Origin of the sequence: Pseudomonas sp. P1.31, assembly GCF_001269815.1 — a bacterium.
Taxonomy (GTDB): domain Bacteria; phylum Pseudomonadota; class Gammaproteobacteria; order Pseudomonadales; family Pseudomonadaceae; genus Aquipseudomonas; species Aquipseudomonas rustica.
Genome location: NZ_LHVN01000007.1, coordinates 530,106 through 545,600, shown reverse-complemented (window position 1 = coordinate 545,600; position 15,495 = coordinate 530,106). Strand labels below are relative to the sequence as shown.

Sequence of the window (15,495 nt, the reverse complement as noted above, 5' to 3'; positions counted from 1 at the left end):
CTGCGATCTTTTAAGGAACAGTCAGGTTTTGGGGGGACTGGGATTGGCGTCAAAGGTATGCGGCGGGGCCACTTGCAGCGTGGTCACCGAGCCCTGCGCCGACAATGAATACGTCACTTTTGAAATGAGCATGTCGCCGTCAAAACCAAGCACCGGATCTTTCACTCGCACCAGCGTGTTGTGACGCCACAAATCACCGTTGGCCTGACGCCAGCCCTGCACCTGATACGTGGTGGTTTGCGCGCGGCCCAGGCGGGTGGCGCTTTCCCATTGGGCACGCTGCTGCGCCAACTCAAAGGTCAGTTGCGTGCCCTCGTTGATCACCGTGGTGCGCCGACGTTTGAACGTCAGGTCAGCCGCCGTCGATTCAACTTCGCTGACCGCTGCCCCGCTCTGGATGTCCGAGCCTTTTTGCTGACCGATCACCCGGTATTCGGAGAACACCTGGCTCTGATCCATCGCCGCATTGGCCGACAAAATATTCTTGCCCAGTTCCAGCGCATCACTGGCACGACCGCCGCTGCCGGGCTTGGCCAGCACCAGCCGGCCCTGCTCGTCATCGGTGGAAAAAACCCGCAACAACGAGAGCAAACGATCGATCGACTGAAACACCGTTTCACCCGGCACGATCGTGTGTTTGGCCAGCCGCGACGTCTCGGGAATTTCGTTCACGACCTTCAGCGAATACTCACTCGCCAAGGCCTCGACGATACTCAGCAAGGGTTGATCCTGCCATTGATTCGGCCGGTTGGCGGCCGCGCAATCGGCCAGATCCTGCGTCCTGGAACTGCCTTCGATGCTCAGGCTGATCTGGCGTCCGTCATAGCTGATCGGCGCTTTGAACACATAACCGGTGAGCACCAGATCCCTGCCGATTTTCACTTCGCAGGGGTCGCCGGGTTTGATCCGCTGATCCACGGTCTGGCCTGGCCATTGCCAGGTGATTTCCAGTTTGAAGGTGCGAAACTGACGCTCCAGATCGGCGCTGATTTCGACGCTTTTCCAGCCGCCGTACTCCATGTCATTAACCGTCAGCGTGACGCGATTATCCATCTCGCTCATGGCTTACTCCCTGGAAACTTTCACGTCGTTAGGCGGCAGGTACAACGGATGAACAGTACCGTTGCGTTGAATCACTTCAGTGACGCGAGTGGCATCGGCAAACTGTTTGTAGGCCACCACCAGCGCCGGCAAACTTTCCTGAAACGACTTGCTGACCTGCCGCACACCGGACGATGCCACCGCTTTGAGGTGATTGATCAACGCCTCTTTCACATCGTTGATCGCCTGAAAATGTCCGGCACCGGCCTTGTCCAGCATCGGATCAATCGCCGCGCTCACCGCTTCGCGCAGGGCCTGCATGTCATCACTGACGGGCACTTCCTGACGGGTCACCGGCGTGGTCGCCTGTTGCCCCACCGACGGTGTCGATTGCAGCTTCACCGGCGTGGTCGCCACCGGCATCGACGCCACCCATTGCGCGACTTTGACCAGCAGCGTGTCCTGCACCAGATCGGCCATGGCTTGCGCCGCCGCGTTGGTGTCCTTGCCGGTGGTGATCTTCGGCGCATCGGCTTTACGGATCGCTTCGAGTTGTTGGGAGACGTCGGCAATCACGCCACGGTAGCCCTCCTTCGCGAACGCTTTCAGCTCCTTGATATCGCCGAGCAAGCCCTTGAATTCCGCTGCCACTTCCTTGGGCAATTCCTTGACCGCTTTCACCAGTTCAGTGATCTGCTTGTACTGCGCGATCAGCGGTTTCAGCTGCTCTTTGATCACCTCGTAAACCCCGGTGAGGCTGTTGCGCAGATTGGCGATGCCGATCCGCGCAGCCTTGATCAGCGTCATCGCCTGTTCGAAACGCGCCACCGCAGAACCGAGCAGCGAGTCGGCTTTCACCAGCAGGACTTTCTGCGTACTGACAGTCGCCGTCGGAAACGGCAGCGGCTGATCGGGATAGAACTTCAGCGTGAACGTGACCATGCCGCCGTCTTGGCGGGTGTGGGTCATGTCGCATTCGCCGACCTTGACTTGCAGGCGTCCGAGCCACGGATGCACCAGCTCACCGCTGCCCGCCTCCAACGCTTTGAGCAACTTGTCACGTTGCTCCAGGCAATCGGCGCCGATGATGAACGCGGTGATGTCGTGGGTCTTGGCTTGTTGGCCGAGGTCTTCGAAAAACGGCAGGTCGCGTTGCGGGTATTCGTGCAACTGCCCCTTGCGACCGACCGGGGTTTTCGCCTGATCGATCCAGAAACCGACACCGCGAAAGGATGCCGGCAATAAACGGTCACGCCAGTTCATTGGAACCTCCTGCCGACAGCGAGCGATAACCGATGCGCGACGACAGCGCCAGGCCCGGTTGATTGGTTTGTGGTTGATCGGTGCGCAGCCCCGGCGGCGCGTTGACGAAGCTGACGGTCAGGCCACCTTCGAGTTGCGTGCGGTTGTTGATTGCGCTTTGTTGAATCAGGGCGCTGGAGGATTGTGGCAACGAGCTGTTGAGGCCCGACGCGCTCGCCGTGCCTGCATCGTTGTTGCCGAAAAACGGCGCTGGCTGAGCGCTTTCGCCATCCGCACCGGGTTTGCCGGTGATCTTCGCGACGAACCCGGACAAGTTACCGCTGAGCAGTTCCCTGATCGGCCCGACGAGACTTTGCAACTTCGTCCAGAGTCCGGCGAACCAACCGAGCAGCGGTTCCCAGGCTTGCTGGATCGACTCCAGCGGCGACTGACTGAACAGGTTATTGAAAGCGTCCGTCACCGGTTGTGCATCTGAAGTCAACGATGCCCACAAGCCGGAAAAGTAACCTTTCAGTCCTTCCCAATTAGCCGTCACCGCCGCCAGCGGCGAAAGGTTGAACATGTTTTGCAGATAGTTTTTCAACGTTTCCGCGCCCGCCCGCAGAACATCCCACAGCGCAGAAAAAACCGGCGCCAGTGGCTGCCAGACGCTTTCGATCATGGCGCTCGGCGACCAGGAGAAAACCGACTTCAATTGCTCCCACGCCGCGAGCGCGGTGCGGGTCAGATTGCCGATGGCCGTAGCGACGACGTTCTGCGCCGCATTCCAGATGCCCGACAGTTGCCCGTTCAGCGTGCTGTCGAACGTCGACTTGATCGAAGTCCAGCCTGTCACGGCTTTATCGCGCATCTCACCGATGGCGCTGGAAACGACGTTCTGCGCCGCATTCCAGATGCCCGAGAGTTGCCCGCTCAGCGTGCGGTCGAATGTCGACTTAATCGAAGTCCAGCCTGTCACGGCTTTATCGCGCATTTCACCGATGGCGCTGGAAACGACGTTCTGCGCCGCATTCCAGATGCCCGACAGTTGCCCGCTCAGCGTGCCGTCGAATGTCGATTTGATCGATGTCCAACCGCTCACGGCGCTGTCGCGCATTTCACCGATGGCGGTGGAAACGACGTTTTGCGCAGCATTCCAAACGCCAGCCAGTTGCCCACTCAGCCTGCCGTCGAATGTTGATTTGATCGACGTCCAGCCAGTCACGGCTCGGTCGCGCATATCTGTAAGCGCCGAGGAAACAGCGCTTTGCGCAGAGCCCCATACGTCAGCCAGTCTCGCCGTTAATGAGCCGTCGAAGCTCGACTTGATCGAGTTCCAACCGGACATCGTCGCTGCCGACGCACGATTCCAGTAGCCGACGACAACTTCATCGGCGGATTGCCAAAGGGCAGACATTTTTTCCAATGGCGAGGTATAGAGTTTGGCTTTGAGTGAAGCCAGACCGGTCGCCGTATCGGCAGCCGCACGATCCCAAAAGCCAATGACGGCGTTGCTGGCCGAATCCCAGGTTTCGCCCATTGATGCACCAAACGCCCGCAGACCTGCGGACGCGCCTGCCGCCAGACCACTGACACCCGCAATGGCGTCGACGGTCATTTCATCCCACTTGGCGAGTGCATCGGCGCGTATCGCGGCATAACTTTGCTTCGCGTCGGTGACCATTTCGTCCCAACCCTTACGCACAGCTTCGACGCCGCGCCCGGTTGCATCGCTGATCGATTGCCAGGTTTTGCTGAAAAATCCAGAGATCGAAGCCCAGTTGTCAGTGATCAGTCGGGCACCGATCACGATGAGGGCCACCGCCCCCGCGATGAGGGCAGCAATCAGACCAATCGGTGAAGCCAGAATGCCCAGCACACCGACCAGTCCCATCGCCCCGACAGTGACCACAGTGAAAGCCACCGCAGCCGCCGCCAGCCCTTCGACCAGATACGGATTATTCGCGACGAACTCGCCGATCGAGGTAATCACCGGCGTCAGCGCGGTGACAATACTGTTGACCGCCGGCAACAACGCCTGGCCGATGTTCAGTGAAATCTTGTCCAGAGCTTCGTTGAATTTTGCCAGGTTGGCCGAGGTTTCCCCCTGCACCACCTTGGGCACTTTAAGGCCTTTGTTCGCCAGCACCTTTTTCGCCAGCGCATCCTGCGCCTCGATGGCTTTCTTGATGCCATCCTGAAACGGCTTGAGCAAGCCGCCCTCGGAAATGAACCCGGCGATGTCCAGCGGCGCAAGGCCGCTGTCTTCCATGCTTTTCTTGAATGCTGCGACCTTGCCGCGCAGCCCTTTCATTTCGGTCTCGACCTTCTCGGCGCCCTTGAGCACCACGAGCATATTGACCGTAACGGGGAAGGTCTGCGGGATCAGGCTTAATTGTGTATTAGCCATCACTGCACCTGCTGCATCGCATTGATCCGTTGCGCGTGCTCCAGCGATTCGCGGAGCACATCCAGTGGCCTGGCCATCATCTGTTCGGGGTCAACCTTCCAGAACCAGGCCAGGTCATAGGCGACTGCGATCAGGTCGGTGATGGCGCCGACGCCGCACTCATGAAAAAACTCGCAACGGCCCAGCTCAGCGCGTTGAGGTCGGCCAGATCCAGCTGGTTGACCGACGACGGCGGAATGCCGGCGCACACGGCGATGTATTTGGCCGCCACGTCCATGTCGAGGCTGACTTCTTCGCTCTTGTCGATCTTGTACGGCAGCGCCTTGATCGCTCGCACTTCCTGCACCGTCGGGCGGCGCAGAACGAGTTCGGTCAGGGGCTCGCCGTGAGCTTCGATCGCGACTTGAAGCTTCACGGCGCCGCTCATTGCCAGGTTCCTTTGATGCCTTCGAATTTCAGTTCGATAGCGGCGTCATCGCCTTTGGAGACTGGCTCTTCAACCAGATACGCACCGGCCAGCACGTAGACTTTGCCGTTGCTGAATTCACAGGTGACGGTCATGTCGACGCCTTCGATCAGTTGCTTGAGCGGGAAGTCCGGGGTGTGCAGCGCGGTCACTTTGAACGACGCTGCCACGTCGGTTTCCTTGTAAAAACCCGGCACGATGGTTTCGCGTTTGGTGGACATCAGCGGGGCTTCGCAGCCGCCGTTGATCGTCAGTTGTGCGCCGTCGACTTTGACGTAGCAGGTGCCTGCAATCAGTTGACCCATGGTGTTACTCCCTTGAATAAAAAAGCCCACGCGAGGTGGGCTGAATGCTTGCCGTCAAACGCGCGGATCAAGCCGCGTCGTCGTACTGCAGACGGAATTGGTTGAGCAGTGCGAACACGCGCAGACCGTTGATGTAATCCGGCGGGAACAACACGTTCACGCGGCTAGGATCCTGCACGTCGCGCTCGACGATCAGGTGCTCGGCGAACAGCTCGGCGTTCTCCACGTGGCCTTCCAGTTCGAGTTTGGCGTACTGCGCAATCAGCTCTCCGCGAATGGTGCTCGGCGTGACGATCGGCTGGCCGGCGCCGAAACGGGTGCCGTCGGAAGCCAGTTTGTGCCGACCGTATTTGCTGGTGATCACGCTTTGCAGACGGCGCACGATGAACGCCGACTGGTGCATGGTTTCGCTGTCCAGATAGGAGTTGTCGGCCTGGCCGTAAGCATTTTTCTGGTAGGTGGTGATCGAGCGCTGGATGCGCACGTAGCCGCCTTCGTAGTACGCGGTGGCGATGCCGTAGTTGAGCAGCGACTGACGCTCGGTCAGGGTGAAGCGTTCGCTCGCCGGCGCAGGGTCGACACCCGGCAGACTGCCGCTTTGCGTCGGACGGCTGGCGTCGGCGGAGATGAATACGGCGGTGCGTGCAGCCAATGCAGCGGCTTGTACCCAGAACGGTTGCGGAACGCCCGGCTCCAGCGCCTGAATGGTCATGTGCTGATCATTGCGCGCCTGGCCGGCGGCAACCAGAGTGCCAACGGTGCCGCGCTTGGCGCTGTAGACGTGACCGAACAATTGCTTGGCCCACGACCAGCGACCGGTGCTGTCATCCATGACCGCTTGCCAGGTGTTGAGCGTCGACAGATCCGACCATGGTAGTGCGATGAATTCGAACGGTTCATCACCCAGTGCGGCGATCGCTTCAACCTGATCCGGCACACCGGCGCCGCCGGTCATGGCGGTGATTGCGGCGGTCAGACCGGCCGGAGTTTCTTCGCCGTTGCTCTTGCCCAGACGATTGAATTGCAGGCTGATGTCGTTGCCGCTGTCGCCCGTCCATTTGGCGTTCAGGGTGACCACACCTTCGGCAGCGGCAGCGCTCACCGGCAGATCGGCCGTGGCGTTGATTTTCTGCGCCAGCGCGGTGGCGGCCTGAGCGGCGGTAGCACCGTTGACCACGGTGGCTTGCACTCGCACACCGCCGACATACAGATTCAGCACGCCAGCCTGAGTGGCGGCGCCGGTCAGGGTCAGCACGCCTTTGGCGACCGCGCCTTCAGCGTTGTGCAGCGGCAGGCACCAGATCTCGCCGATCGGGTCAGCCTTGCGGAAGGTCTCGTACATCGCGGCGAGCATCGAGCCCTGACCGCCGATGCTTTTGGCCAGCGCAACGCTGGAGACCAACACCAGTTTGCCGACCTCGGTCGGCGCAATGTTGTCGTTGACCTGAGCGACGATCAAGCGACGCAGGGTCGAGCTCGCGCTATTGGCGGCCGAATTGTCCATTTCGGCATAGAACAGCGGTACACGAATGTCCGCGGGGATGTTGCTGAATCCGATCGCCATTATTTGGCTCCCTTTTGTTTAGCGGTTGCGGTTTTGAGGGTGATATCGCCGTCGGCCAGACGTCGGCGCCACCAGGCGCTGTCCAGCACTTCACGGCCTTCCAGCGGCAGCAGATCGCCCGCCTCCGGGTCAGGTACGACGCGGCCGGCGGCCGGCAGTACGGTGATGCGATTGCTCATGGGGTTACGTCTCCAGAGAAAGTCATTTCCACGCGCCCATCGGGGCCCGGGCGTTTCAGATTGGGGTCGGCCGGGTCGATCGCATCGACCCGCACGGTGGCCCCGGTGAAGGACGACAAACCGTCCAGTTCGCGTTCGTGCCAACTCTCCGCAGGCTGACTCGGCAGATTGCGGCCGAGCTGGAACTCGGCAAAAAAACGCAGCCGGTAAAACGCCCGGCTGCTGTTGATCGACAGCAGTTCACCGCCGTCGTAGACGATGGCGCTGTAGTCGGTATCGGGCTTGAAACCCACCAGCGCACGCCACAGTTCGGCGCGCAGGTCGTGCAACAGATCCAGCGCTTTTGTAGGGTCGCTGGCATCAAGTGCCAGGACGATTTCAAAGCGGTCGCGGATCGGTTGGGTGGTGAGGTTTTGTGCGGTGCTGTTGCTGGCCAGATCGGCGAGCGGCAGCACGTGGGCCGAAGGTGTTGGCAGAGCGGAATTGCCCTGCAACAACGCCAGATCGACCCCCACCGAAATGTGATTGGCCAGGCTTGGGCATTGCGCACGCAATTGCGTGAGGATCGGGGTGATCTTCATGGGGGTGTTCCGGATTATGAAACTGACCACAGGTCGCTGTAGGAGTGAGCCTGCTCGCGATTGCGGTGGATCAGTTAGATGAAGTTCGACTGTGGCACTGCTATCGCGAGCAGGCTCACTCCTACAAGGGATTTGCGGCGTTTTCAGGTCAGTCTTAAGCAGCGACTTCAGGACTGAGGCGCTGTAGAAAATGCAGAATTACTGCGGATCGCGCGGCGGAATTTCGCAGACGCCAATCCGCTTCGCCGCCCAGCGTTCATAAAGTCCGATCGCCACATCGGCCCCGGCCATCGCAGTCAGGCAACCAAAAGCGCCAGCCGCCCAGATCGACATGCCAGCGGCATACAGCAGCATGATCGCCGAGACACCGCAGATCATGCAGGCGCCGGAGCGCAGGGCCAGGCGGCGCATCAGCGACCAGCCACGGGCGCCCTCTTTGTCAGCGCGCCACATTTCGCCGGACACCCCGCCCACCACGGCAAGGAGGATGACCAGCCAGATCGGCATGTCTGCCAATGCTTGTTGCTCGTTTGTCATGTCACGCCTCCTTGAGGATTTGATGAGTGATGTGAGTTGGGTTCAAACGGTTTCTCTTGAGGCAGGCATTCCAAAAAGCCCGGCGCTAAGGCCGGGCTTTTCAGTAATGCGCTCCAGAAGTGCAATCCTGAAATTCCTGCAATCAAAAAGGCGCAACAGGCCAGTTGATTTCGGGAAAGGTGTTTTGGTTTGTTACTTCGCTGAGGGCTACGTAGTACTGCTTATAGGCAACCAACGCTACCTCTTCTGTCGGAGTGGCAGTGCCCAGATCCACTTTGTATTGCAGTGGGTTGAACGTCATCCACTGCGCAGCCTGGTCAAACCGTTCTTGCATACGCCCTTTTGTGAAACGCTCTTTTTCATCGGCAGTGAGTGCAGTAAACGTCACTCCGTATGGGCCATACTCCATCTTCATTCCTGGTTGCGCTGTGGTGTCACCGGTGACATCTCGCCACGCCGCAGCGGGTTCATTGGCAGGCACGGCAGGCGGTTCTCCATCCGTGTCCAGTACCTGAAGAACGACGATGTGACTCGAGGATATTGTGAGTACGTAACGATTCATTCTATTTCCTATTGATGGTTTTTCAGCCAAGGCTGTTTATGTCTGTCAATTAGAATTGACTGATCAGGAGCTGCTTCCCGATATTCCGGCAGGCATTCCAAAAAGCCCGGCAGTCACCCGCCAGGCGTTTCAGTAATGCGCTCCTTCGCCTCCCTTCAATTCCCGTAACCAAGAAGGAAGCTGACTTTTCGGCGCTACTGGCGCGGTACGAGTCCATTCAGATTGTTTTTCCGACCGCGGTCCCTGCCCGCCGGATAACTGCTTCTGGTGCTTTACGCTGCACACCCGGGTCAGTTGCCAACCCTCTGAACCGTTGAGGCCGGTTCATCGCTGCCTGTTCTTGTCGAACTAAAGAGCTTGTCTTGCCAGCCGCTTTGTCGAGCGGCTTGGTGGCAAGAATATGCATGGATGCATATACAGTCAATGCATTAATGCATTTATTTATGCGCTAGAAATGCACGAACGCATGAAAAGCCGCGTGGTTAAAGGCCTTGGTGGCTTTTTCGAGGCGAAAAAAAACCCGCCGAGGGCGGGTTTTATCTGACGGTGATCTGCTTAACGGGCGTACATGCCCCACCAGAAGACGTGACCAATGATGACGATCTGCTCTTCCTGGATTTCCTGGAAGCTGTAGTCCTCGTCCGGATGTTCGTCGCGATTGAAGCTGCGCAAACGGATGCCGGTGGGCAGGCGATAGAGTTGCTTCACCCGCAATTGACCGTTGTGGTTGATTGCATAAAGGTCGCCATCGATGATGTCGCCGATGCCGCATTTGCCGGCGTTGACACCGACGGTGGCGCCGTCTCGCAGCACCGGCAACATACTGTTGCCGCGCACGGTCACGCATTTGGCCTGGTCGAATTGCACACCGTTATGGCGCAAGCTGCGCTTGCCGAAGCGCAGACTAGAGCGCTCGCTCTCTTCCACGATGAATCTTCCTGATCCAGCCGCCAATTCAACCTCGCGAAGAAACGGTACCGACACCTCGTCATCATCGACCGGTGTGTCGTCGTCCCACAGGCTTATGTCCTTGAGTTCCGCGTGCACATCATTGTTGCGCGCGCCAGCGCTCGCCGGCGGCGCATCCGCGCGCCCGCGCAACAAGTCGGTGCTCACGGCGAAGTACTCGGCGATCTTCGAGATATGTTTATCCGAGGGATCGACGATCTTCCCGCTGAGAATTCGCGAGAGAGTGGATTGCGGCACGCCGGTGCGACGATGAAGCTCCGTGGGGGAGATCCCGTGCTGATCAAGCAGTGCTCTTAAGACGGTTGCTACGTTGCGTTTTTGCATAACGCGCATAGTGCTTGAAGTTTTACCTCAAGACAAATGCCGAATTGCATAAAAGGCGCATAAAAAATGCATAAATCAAGGTTTAACGCGTCGAGCCGCCGCGTTGGCGCGTTTGATCCGATCATTGCGCGCCTTTTTGTCGTAATCGTCTTTGGCGCCCATGATGCCACCGGCGGCGTGTACCCAATCGGTGGCGGTGCAGCCGGTGAGCAAAATGGCTGAGGTAAAGATTGAAACGAAGATCACTGCGGTTTTCATTGGAAGGTTTCCTGATGTCATTGACACATACGTCGTTCACAACGGCGGCTGTCACTCATCCACAAGCCGCTGCAATTTTTCCTCGGCGCGTTCGAGCCTGGCTTCGTGCTTCTTGATGACTTTCACATCGCCGTACTGACGCGCTGCTTTCAAATGGTTTTGTCGGCGCCGCACTTCGGCTTCGGCCTTGCGAATCGCTCTTGAATGATCATCCTCGGCAGAAGGCTCTCGGCAATAACGCTCGACATTGGCCAGCGCCTGCTCAAGTCCGGCCTGGCGATAAACGTTATCCGCCGCTTCTGCACGGTCTATTTGGCGAATAATTTCAGCGCGGCGCTCGGCGCAACTTTGTCGCGAGTCGGCGAATGAGTTTTCAATGATTAATACGCCGCTGACTGCGAGGGACAGACGGCAGAAAAGACTCAGTTTCATGAGGCATACCCCAAGTAACTTTTCTCGCCATAATGCCCACCGAAATAGCTGACGTGAGACCAGGCATCGCGACAATTCAAGTTCCTTTGTATCGCAGTTAACGCTGCCATGGCCATGTCGCGACAACGTGCCTTGCACATCGGAAAGTGTTCAACCATCCACGCCATCGGCACATAAACATGATCAAAACACAGCAATACCGGGATCCGTTCTGACAGTGTGGAAATACTGACCTCTTTTTCTTTCCCACCCACCGCCGCCGCAACAAACACAGTGCCTTGTCTGTTTATCGCAATTGATCGTTTCCAGACTGGAGCCTGAACGCCATATGCACTGCGCACACAAAACCAGAGCATGTATAAAACCCCTCAACACTCTAAACATCGTCACATTCTTCAAGGCAATAAAAACAGCCGAACTGCGCGGACTCTCCGGTGCCGTCGCAGAGGCTGTTGGCTTGAATCGCTTCCTTTGTAGGAGCTGCCGAAGGCTGCGATCTGTTGATCCTGATCTTCTTAAAGCAAGATCAAAAGATCGCAGCCTTCGGCAGCTCCTACGGGGAATGACATTAACAATGCGGGGCTGTCGTGGCCTTACTGGCGTCTTACTCAGTCTTACTTAGTCGCGCCGGGGGCTGAGTCAGCGAGGGACGTGGCAGACACCATTGATCAGGTTGTTGATGTTGTAGTAGTACTCGGCATCGGAGAAATAATTGAAGGTGACCATGCCGCCTTGAAAGCCTCGCTCCATAAACGGCAGTTCATCTCCAGCGGTATCGGCATCGAACTTCACAACAGAACGGGTTTTGAACAGAAACCTTGAAGTATCCAGATGCGTCAGGGCAATGTCGAACTTTCGATCATATGTGAAGACTTTCCCCTCTGGCGTTTTCACTACGTAATACACATAGAGAGCGCCTTCCTTTGGATCAATCGTCATATCACCGACACCATGCCAGCGGACTTTGTGATCATGGGTATGAACGAAGTCAATAGAAGCAAAACACGGTGCACGTGGAATATCACGATTGATCACGTAGAAATACCTGACCACCAGCCCACCGAAAACCAACACAGAGGCTACTGCCATCAATGCGATTATTTTTTTCCAACGAGCTGGTAATTCACGCATATGGCCTCCCCTTTACTTTCAGGCTTGACGCACTTGATCAATAACTGGGAGAGCGGCTTTCTTACATAATAATTAATGTCGGATAACACAATGGGCGGTTCAAACTCGCCGAGGGCTTTTACAATCTCGTCCTTGGACATCTTTTCACTTTCTTCCACATACAACTGCGCATCACCGTCTTGCCAGATGAGTTTCCACTCTTCCAGGTCGGCTGGTTTTTTAAACATCAGGTAGGCGTAAAACAAAGGAAGCGCGATAGCCGGTACAACCAATGCAGGCAGCAGAAAACGCCAGTAGCGGCGCGGTGGCTTCGTCACCGAGATGACCGCCGGCGCTGCCGGTACGGACTCAGGCACCTCTGCGCTGATCAAACGGATCTCACACAACAGCACCACGCCCCGGCGCGGCAACGTCTTGAGGCTGTCACGCGGCAAACCGACATCAGCAAAATGCGTGCGCAGCATGTGCAGCGTCTTGTAATAACTGCTGTCGGAAATCACCAGCCCGCGCTCACCCCAGACCCGCGAAATCAGCTGCTCCTTGTCCGTCACCCCGGCAATCAACGCCAGCAACAGATCACTCTCATTACTGCCCAGAATGACCGACTGCTGCGCCCGAGTGAGGGTCATTTTTTCTGCATCGTAGTAACAATCGCTCGATGACGATCCCGAGCCGATGCCTTCAGACTGTTCCACGCCGCTTCCTCAACTGACCTTCAACCCACGAACTCCGATGATTCGATAGCTTTTCGGCACTATAGGACACAATGCCAACCCGAGCGGCGGCGCGTTGCTGCATCCACCTCAAAAAAACTTCATACTCCGCCCACTGAATCAACTCAGGGGCCTGCACCTCTGCCCCGACACATTTTCTCGGTATAGCTAAACCTCTGATGAATAAAGCAATTTCAGATCTGTCCTCCCACACTCCGATGATGCAGCAATACTGGCGGCTGAAGAATCAGCACCCGGATCAGCTGATGTTCTACCGCATGGGCGACTTCTACGAGATCTTCTACGAAGACGCGAAGAAGGCTGCCAAGTTGCTCGACATCACCCTGACCGCGCGCGGGCAGTCGGCGGGGCAGGCGATTCCGATGTGTGGGATTCCTTACCACGCGGCGGAAGGTTATCTGGCGAAACTGGTCAAGCTCGGCGAATCCGTGGTGATTTGCGAGCAGGTCGGCGACCCGGCGACCAGCAAGGGTCCGGTTGATCGTCAGGTCGTGCGGATTCTCACGCCGGGTACGGTCAGCGACGAGGCGCTGCTCGATGAGCGCCGTGACAACCTGATCGCCGCGCTGTTGGGAGACGAGCGTCTGTTTGGTCTGGCCGTGCTGGATATCACCAGCGGCAACTTCAGCGTGCTGGAAATCAAGGGCTGGGAAAACCTGCTGGCGGAACTGGAGCGCGTCAACCCGGTTGAGTTGTTGATCCCGGATGACTGGCCACGCGACCTGCCAGCGGAAAAACGCCGTGGCGTCAGCCGTCGTGCGCCGTGGGATTTTGAGCGCGATTCGGCGCTGAAAAGTCTCTGCCAACAGTTTTCCACTCAGGATCTGAAAGGCTTCGGTTGCGAGAACCTGACGCTGGCCATCGGCGCTGCCGGTTGCCTGCTGGCCTACGCCAAAGAAACCCAGCGCACCGCCCTGCCCCATTTACGCAGCCTGCGTCACGAACGTCTCGATGACACCGTGGTGCTCGACGGCGCGAGCCGTCGCAACCTCGAACTCGACACTAATCTGGCCGGTGGCCGCGACAACACTTTGCAATCGGTGGTCGATCGTTGCCAGACCGCGATGGGCAGCCGTCTGCTGACGCGTTGGTTGAACCGTCCCTTGCGCGACCTGACCGTGTTGCTGGCGCGCCAGACCTCTATCACTTGCCTGCTCGATCGCTACCGTTTCGAAAAGCTGCAGCCGCAGCTCAAGGAAATCGGCGACATCGAGCGGATTCTTGCGCGGATCGGCCTGCGCAATGCCCGTCCTCGTGACCTCGCGCGTCTGCGCGACGCCCTCGGCGCCCTGCCTGAACTGCAAGTGGCGATGACCGATCTGGAAGCGCCGCACCTGCAAGGTCTGGCGACCACCACCAGCACTTACCCGGAACTCGCGGCGCTGCTGGCCAAAGCCATCATCGACAACCCGCCGGCGGTAATCCGTGACGGCGGCGTGTTGAAAACCGGTTACGACAGCGAACTCGACGAGCTGCAATCGCTGAGCGAAAACGCCGGCCAGTTCCTTATCGATCTGGAAGCCCGCGAGAAGGCCCGTACCGGCCTGAGCCACCTGAAAGTCGGCTACAACCGCATTCACGGCTACTTCATCGAATTGCCGAGCAAGCAGGCCGAGTCGGCGCCAGCGGATTACATTCGCCGGCAAACCTTGAAAGGCGCCGAGCGTTTCATCACGCCTGAGCTGAAAGAGTTTGAAGACAAGGCGCTGTCGGCCAAGAGCCGCGCCCTCGCCCGCGAGAAAATGCTCTACGAAGCGTTGCTGGAAGACTTGATCAGCCAATTGCCGCCGTTGCAGGACACCGCTGCGGCGCTGGCCGAGCTGGACGTGCTGAGCAACCTCGCCGAGCGTGCGCTGAACCTTGATCTGAACTGCCCGCGTTTCGTCAGCGAGCCGTGCATGCGCATTACTCAGGGTCGTCACCCGGTGGTCGAGCAAGTGCTGACCACGCCGTTCGTGGCCAACGACCTGAGCCTCGATGACAACACGCGCATGCTGGTGATCACCGGCCCGAACATGGGCGGTAAATCCACTTACATGCGCCAAACCGCGTTGATCGTGCTGTTGGCGCACATTGGCAGCTTCGTGCCGGCGGCCAGTTGTGAACTGTCGCTGGTCGACCGCATCTTCACGCGGATCGGTTCCAGCGATGACCTGGCCGGTGGTCGTTCGACTTTCATGGTCGAAATGAGCGAAACCGCCAACATTCTGCACAACGCCACCGAACGCAGTCTGGTGCTGATGGACGAAGTCGGTCGCGGCACCAGCACCTTCGACGGTCTGTCGCTGGCATGGGCAGCGGCTGAGCGTCTGGCGCATCTACGCGCGTACACGCTGTTCGCCACTCACTACTTTGAACTGACCGTGCTGCCGGAAGCCGAGCCGTTAGTGGCGAACGTCCACCTCAACGCGACCGAGCACAACGAACGCATCGTCTTCCTGCACCACGTGCTGCCGGGGCCTGCCAGCCAGAGCTACGGTCTGGCGGTGGCGCAATTGGCCGGCGTGCCAAGCGAAGTGATCGTGCGTGCCCGCGAGCACCTGAGCCGACTGGAAGAAACCGCGTTGCCCCATGAAGCGCCGAAACCGGCGGCCAAGGGCAAACCGGCGACGCCGCAGCAAAGCGATATGTTTGCCAGCCTGCCGCACCCGGTTCTCGATGATCTGGCTAAACTGGATCTGGACGACCTGACACCACGCCGTGCGCTCGAAATGCTCTATGCCCTGAAGAACCGGATATAAGCACTGAAGAAGCGGATAT

General features: G+C 58.4%; 17 protein-coding genes. 1 reads left to right on the top strand and 16 read right to left on the bottom strand.

Annotation, left to right across the window (positions count from 1 at the left end; all coding sequences use genetic code 11):
- Nucleotides 1-21 precede the first annotated feature (21 nt).
- The 16 genes from AD669_RS05715 to AD669_RS05645 all read right to left on the bottom strand — a co-directional run bounded on the left by AD669_RS05715 (nt 22) and on the right by AD669_RS05645 (nt 12,696).
- On the bottom strand, nt 22-1,062 hold the full coding sequence (locus AD669_RS05715; RefSeq protein ID WP_053117689.1) for a phage baseplate assembly protein: 1,041 nt from the start codon (nt 1,060-1,062) through the stop codon (nt 22-24).
- Nucleotides 1,063-1,065: 3 nt separating this feature from the next.
- Nucleotides 1,066-2,304 carry a DNA circularization protein gene (locus AD669_RS05710; protein WP_053117687.1) on the bottom strand — a complete coding sequence of 413 codons (1,239 nt, stop codon included), beginning with the start codon at nt 2,302-2,304 and terminating at the stop codon, nt 1,066-1,068.
- A complete protein-coding gene (locus AD669_RS05705; protein ID WP_053117685.1) occupies nt 2,291-4,693 on the bottom strand; it encodes a hypothetical protein in 2,403 nt (800 codons plus the stop codon). The genes AD669_RS05710 and AD669_RS05705 overlap by 14 nt, the downstream gene beginning before the upstream one ends.
- Nucleotides 4,694-4,823: 130 nt before the next feature.
- Complete coding sequence (locus AD669_RS05700; RefSeq protein WP_007908778.1) at nt 4,824-5,120, bottom strand: phage tail assembly protein; 297 nt, start codon at nt 5,118-5,120, stop codon at nt 4,824-4,826.
- Nucleotides 5,117-5,464, bottom strand: a complete 348-nt coding sequence (locus tag AD669_RS05695) for a phage tail tube protein (RefSeq protein WP_053117683.1) — start codon at nt 5,462-5,464, stop codon at nt 5,117-5,119. The genes AD669_RS05700 and AD669_RS05695 overlap by 4 nt, the downstream gene beginning before the upstream one ends.
- Before the next feature lie 67 nt (nt 5,465-5,531).
- Nucleotides 5,532-7,028: a phage tail sheath subtilisin-like domain-containing protein gene (locus AD669_RS05690; RefSeq protein WP_053117681.1), complete on the bottom strand. Its 1,497-nt coding sequence runs from the start codon at nt 7,026-7,028 to the stop codon at nt 5,532-5,534.
- On the bottom strand, nt 7,028-7,207 hold the full coding sequence (locus tag AD669_RS05685) for a DUF2635 domain-containing protein (protein WP_053117680.1): 180 nt from the start codon (nt 7,205-7,207) through the stop codon (nt 7,028-7,030). Before AD669_RS05685 ends, AD669_RS05690 begins: the two co-directional genes overlap by 1 nt.
- Complete coding sequence (locus tag AD669_RS05680; RefSeq protein WP_053117678.1) at nt 7,204-7,788, bottom strand: hypothetical protein; 585 nt, start codon at nt 7,786-7,788, stop codon at nt 7,204-7,206. Before AD669_RS05680 ends, AD669_RS05685 begins: the two co-directional genes overlap by 4 nt.
- A gap of 198 nt (nt 7,789-7,986) precedes the next feature.
- Nucleotides 7,987-8,325 (bottom strand): phage holin family protein, encoded by a 339-nt coding sequence (locus AD669_RS05675; RefSeq protein WP_053117676.1) that lies wholly within the window; start codon nt 8,323-8,325, stop codon nt 7,987-7,989.
- A gap of 142 nt (nt 8,326-8,467) precedes the next feature.
- Nucleotides 8,468-8,887, bottom strand: coding sequence for a tail fiber assembly protein (locus AD669_RS05670; RefSeq protein ID WP_053117674.1), 420 nt, complete (start codon nt 8,885-8,887; stop codon nt 8,468-8,470).
- Nucleotides 8,888-9,442: 555 nt separating this feature from the next.
- Nucleotides 9,443-10,180: an XRE family transcriptional regulator gene (locus AD669_RS05665; protein WP_053117672.1), complete on the bottom strand. Its 738-nt coding sequence runs from the start codon at nt 10,178-10,180 to the stop codon at nt 9,443-9,445.
- Nucleotides 10,181-10,255: 75 nt separating this feature from the next.
- Nucleotides 10,256-10,438: a hypothetical protein gene (locus tag AD669_RS05660; protein ID WP_053117670.1), complete on the bottom strand. Its 183-nt coding sequence runs from the start codon at nt 10,436-10,438 to the stop codon at nt 10,256-10,258.
- Between the two features lie 51 nt (nt 10,439-10,489).
- On the bottom strand, nt 10,490-10,870 hold the full coding sequence (locus AD669_RS05655; RefSeq protein WP_053117669.1) for a DUF1090 domain-containing protein: 381 nt from the start codon (nt 10,868-10,870) through the stop codon (nt 10,490-10,492).
- Nucleotides 10,867-11,226 (bottom strand): hypothetical protein, encoded by a 360-nt coding sequence (locus AD669_RS28425; RefSeq protein WP_156316127.1) that lies wholly within the window; start codon nt 11,224-11,226, stop codon nt 10,867-10,869. Before AD669_RS28425 ends, AD669_RS05655 begins: the two co-directional genes overlap by 4 nt.
- Before the next feature lie 283 nt (nt 11,227-11,509).
- Nucleotides 11,510-12,001, bottom strand: coding sequence for a hypothetical protein (locus AD669_RS05650; RefSeq protein ID WP_053117668.1), 492 nt, complete (start codon nt 11,999-12,001; stop codon nt 11,510-11,512).
- Nucleotides 11,968-12,696: a DNA-binding protein gene (locus AD669_RS05645; RefSeq protein ID WP_053117666.1), complete on the bottom strand. Its 729-nt coding sequence runs from the start codon at nt 12,694-12,696 to the stop codon at nt 11,968-11,970. Before AD669_RS05645 ends, AD669_RS05650 begins: the two co-directional genes overlap by 34 nt.
- 209 nt (nt 12,697-12,905) lie before the next feature.
- Here AD669_RS05645 and mutS point away from each other — a divergent pair, with 209 nt between their 5' ends.
- On the top strand, nt 12,906-15,476 hold the full coding sequence (gene mutS / locus AD669_RS05640; protein ID WP_172680083.1) for a DNA mismatch repair protein MutS: 2,571 nt from the start codon (nt 12,906-12,908) through the stop codon (nt 15,474-15,476).
- The last annotated feature ends 19 nt before the right edge of the window (nt 15,477-15,495 follow it).